2 protein-coding genes and 2 pseudogenes are annotated in these 3968 nt (G+C 74.4%); all 4 read right to left on the bottom strand.

Features of this window, described 5'->3' with window-relative positions; translation table 11 throughout:
- Positions 1 to 523, bottom strand: a pseudogene (locus VGR06_RS22420) (porphobilinogen synthase); the annotation flags it as partial.
- Between the two features lie 87 nt (positions 524 to 610).
- Positions 611 to 2143, bottom strand: coding sequence for a bifunctional uroporphyrinogen-III C-methyltransferase/uroporphyrinogen-III synthase (locus VGR06_RS22415; RefSeq protein ID WP_327561071.1), 1533 nt, complete (start codon positions 2141 to 2143; stop codon positions 611 to 613).
- A gap of 30 nt (positions 2144 to 2173) precedes the next feature.
- Complete coding sequence (gene hemC, locus VGR06_RS22410) at positions 2174 to 3133, bottom strand: hydroxymethylbilane synthase (protein WP_327561070.1); 960 nt, start codon at positions 3131 to 3133, stop codon at positions 2174 to 2176.
- A pseudogene (locus VGR06_RS22405) lies at positions 3130 to 3968 on the bottom strand (glutamyl-tRNA reductase); the annotation flags it as partial. The gene hemC and the pseudogene VGR06_RS22405, both read right to left, overlap by 4 nt.

Below are 3968 nucleotides of genomic sequence, written 5' to 3'. Positions count from 1 at the left end.
CGCCGACCTGGCCGTCCATCATCCCGCTCGGCCCGAGCAGGTGCGCGCCCGCGTCGGCCTGCGCCACGGCCATCTCGCCGTAGATCCGCAACGTGGCGTCGTTGTCCACGTTCCCGTCGGCGTCGAGGACCCCGCAGTGCCCGTGATCGGTGAACTCGTCCAGGCACAGGTCGGACATCAGCACGGTGCCGTCGCCGAGATCGGCCCGCAGCTCGCGCAGCGCCACGTTGAGGATGCCGTCCGGGTCGATACCGCCAGACCCGACCGCGTCCTTGACCAGCGGCACCCCGAAGATCATCAGCCCGCCGACGCCGGCGTCCACCGCCTCGTGCGCGGCCTTGCGCAGGCTCTCCCGGGTGTGCTGGACGACGCCGGGCATGCTGGAGATCGCGACCGGCTCGGTCGCGCCCTCCCGGACGAACATCGGCAGCACCAGCTGGTTCGGCCGCAGCGTGGTCTCCGCGACCATGCCGCGCAGCGCCGGGGTCCGCCGCAACCGCCGCGGCCGCTGAGTGGGGAACATGGCGAACTCCTTTCCGGAGCCGGAATGCCCTGAAGGTGACCTTCGGGACACTCAATGCCCTGAAGGTCACCTTCAGGGCACTCAACCCTACCGGCGTGCGCGCTTCGTCTTGCGAGGCGGCGGAAGCGCACCCTCGGCCCGCAGCCGCGCCGCGTACTCGGCCAGAGCGTCGACCAGCGCCGGCACGGTGGCGTGCTCGGGCTGGACGTCGACCCGCAGCCCGAACTCCCGCGCGGTTTCCGCGGTCTTCGGCCCGATGCACGCCACCAGCGTCCGGGTGTGCGGCTTCCCAGCGATACCAACGAGATTGCGCACCGTCGAGGACGAGGTGAAGCACACCGCGTCGAAACCGCCGGTCTTGATCATCTCGCGGGTCTCGGCCGGCGGCGGCGCGGCCCGCACCGTGCGGTACGCGGTCACGTCGTCGATCTCCCAGCCCCGGTCGCGCAGCCCCGCCGCCAGCGTCTCGGTGGCGATGTCCGCGCGCGGCAACAGCACCCGCTCCACCGGGTCGAGAATGTCGTCGTACGGCGGGAACTCCTCGAGCAGGCCCTCACTGGACTGCTCCCCGGACGGCACCAGCTCCGGGTTGATCCCGAAGGAGCGCACCTTCTCCGCGGTCGCCTCGCCCACACAGGCGATCTTCACGCCGGAGAACGCCCGCGCGTCCAGGCCGAACTCGGCGAACTTCTCCCACACCGCGCGCACCGCGTTGGTCGAGGTGAACACGATCCACTGGTAGCGCCCGTCGACCAGGCCCTTGACCGAGCGCTCCATCTGCGCCGGGCTGCGCGGCGGCTCGACGGAGATCGTCGGCACCTCGGACGGGATCGCGCCGTGCAGCCGCAGCCGCTCGCTCATCTCCGCGGCCTGGTCCTTGGTCCGGGGTACCAGCACCCGCCAGCCGTACAGCGCCCGGGACTCCCACCAGGACAGTTTGGACCGGTGCGAGACCGCAGCGCCCACGGTGACCACCAGTGGGCCGGCGATCTCCCCGGCGTCGGCGTGCAGCGACGCCAGCGTGGTGTCGATGGTCCGCTGCGCCGCCCCGGTGCCGTCCACGGTCACCGCGACCGGGGTCTGCGCCGCGAGCCCGTGCTCGACCAGCGCGGAGGCCGCCTCGGCCAGATGGCTCGCGGTCGCGTTCAGCACGATCGGGCCGGGGGTCGCGGCCAGGCCCCGCCAGTCGATCTCGCCGCGCACGTCCACCTCGGTGTACGTGGCGCCGAGCGCGATGCCGGCGTACGCGGGGACCGCGGTGGCCGCCGGCACGCCCGGCACGATCTCGAAGGCCACGTTGGTGCGGGCCACGGCCTGCGCCTCGGCCACCACCCCGGAGTGGATCAGCGGGTCGCCGGCGACCAGGCGGACCACGAGCCGGCCGGCTTTCGCCTCGTTCACCAGGTCCCTGGCCACGTCGCCGGGGTCGCCCACGGCCGGGCGCACCTCGGCGCCGGGGTTGGCGGCGTCCAGCACGTCGGACGGCACGTCCGGGTCGGTCACCAGGAGCTCACCGCGCTCGAGCAGGTCCGCGGCCCGGACGGTGAGCAACCCGGCGTCACCGGGACCGGAGCCGACGAACGCCACGCGCCCGGGACTCTTGCGTACACGGGTGGTCATTGAAGCCACACTTCCTCGTTCAACTGCCTCTTACGTCTCTGCCGGCCCGGACAGCACGCCGGCGCCGAGCTCGAGCAGCTCTGCGGCCACCGCGCGGCCGAGCTGCTCCGCCGCGGTCAGGTCTCCGGTCGCGGACGCGCGGATCAGGTCGACCACGCGGCCGTCCACCAGCGCCGCCGCGACCCCCCGCAGCGACAGCCGATGGACCACGCGGTCGACACCGTCCACGGTCTCCAGATCCTCCACGACATCCGCCAAAGCTCCAACCGGAGCGGTGCAGCCCGCCTCGAGCGCCGCCAGCAGGGCGCGCTCCGCGGCCACCGCCGCCCGCGTCGCCGGATCGTCCACAGTGGACCGAAGCAGGTGCTCGGTGTCCATGTCGTCGACCCGGCACTCGACGGCCAGCGCGCCCTGCGCGGGCGCGGGCAACATCTGGATCGGCTCGAGCACCTCGGTGATGACGTCCAGCCGGCCCAACCGGTCGAGGCCCGCGCGGGCCAGGATCACGGCGTCCAGCTCGCCGTCGGTGACCTTGCGGATCCGCGTGTCCACGTTTCCCCGGATCGGCACGACCTCGAGCCCGAAGCCCAGCGCGTCGAGCTGCGCGGCGCGGCGCGGTGAGCCGGTGCCCACCCGCGAGCCCGGAGGCAGCTCGCCCAGCGTCAGCCCGTCCCGGGCCACGACGGCGTCCCGCGGATCGGCCCGGAGCGGCACCGCGGCCATGGACAGCCGCGGATCCGGCGCGGTCGGCAGGTCCTTGTACGAGTGCACGGCCACGTCCACCGTGCGGTCGGCCAGCGCGTCGCGCAGCGCCGAGGTGAACACCCCGATGCCGATCTCCGCGACCGGCGCGGACGAACGGTCCCCGGGGGTGGACACCGTGATGATCTCCACGGTCACCCCGGCCCGCTCCAGCGCGTCGGCCACGATGCCGGTCTGCGCCAAGGCGAGAGCGCTCCCCCTCGTCCCCACCCTGATCGTGCCGCTCACCCAGCCTCACCGTCCGTCGACGGCCGGGTGATCGCCGCGGGCACCTCCGGGTCGAGCTGGAACAGCTCGCGCAGCGCGTCGGCGTAGCCGGCGCCGGCCGGGCCGGAGGCCAGCTCCTTGACCCGCACGGTCGGCGTGTGCAGCAGCTTCTCCACCACCCGGCGCACCGTGCGCGCCAGCTCGTCGCGCACCGCCGGGTCCAGCGCGGGCAGCCGGGAGTCCAGCCGCAGCATCTCCGCGTCGACCACCTCGGCGGCCCGCCGGCGCAGCGCCGTCACGGTCGGGGTCACCTCGGCCGAGCGCTGCGTGGCCAGGAACCCGCGCAGCTCTTCGGCCACGATCGCGGCGGCCCGCCCGGTGTCCGGCCCGCCCGGCAGCTCGTCCAGCCGGCGCCGCAGGCTCTCCAGGTCGACGACCGTCACCCCGGGCAGCGCGGCCACCCCGAGGCTCACGTCCCGGGGCAGGCCCAGGTCGCAGACCACCAGCGGGCGCTGCGCCGGCCGCGCCGCCACCATGCCGTCCACGATCACGGTTCCGGTCGCGCCGGTGCAGGACACCACCACGTCCGCCGCGGCGATCCGCTCGGCCAGCCCGGTCAGCCCGACCGCGGTCGCCGGCACGCCCTGTTCCCGCAGCGACTCCGCCAGCCGCGCCCCGTTGTCCGTGCTGCGGTTGGCGATGACGACCTCACCGATGCCCGCCCGGCGCAGCGCCGCCGCGCTCAGCGCGCCCATCGACCCGGCACCGACGATCAGGGCGCGCTTGCCGGCCAGCCCGCCCAGCGCCGCCCCGGCGTCGGCCAGCGCCTCGGCCACCACCGAGCGGCCGGCCTGGT

The sequence above is a fragment of the Actinophytocola sp. genome, from assembly GCF_036002505.1.
Taxonomy (GTDB): Bacteria; Actinomycetota; Actinomycetes; order Mycobacteriales; family Pseudonocardiaceae; genus DASYTH01.
This window is presented reverse-complemented; position numbering and strand designations above follow the sequence as displayed.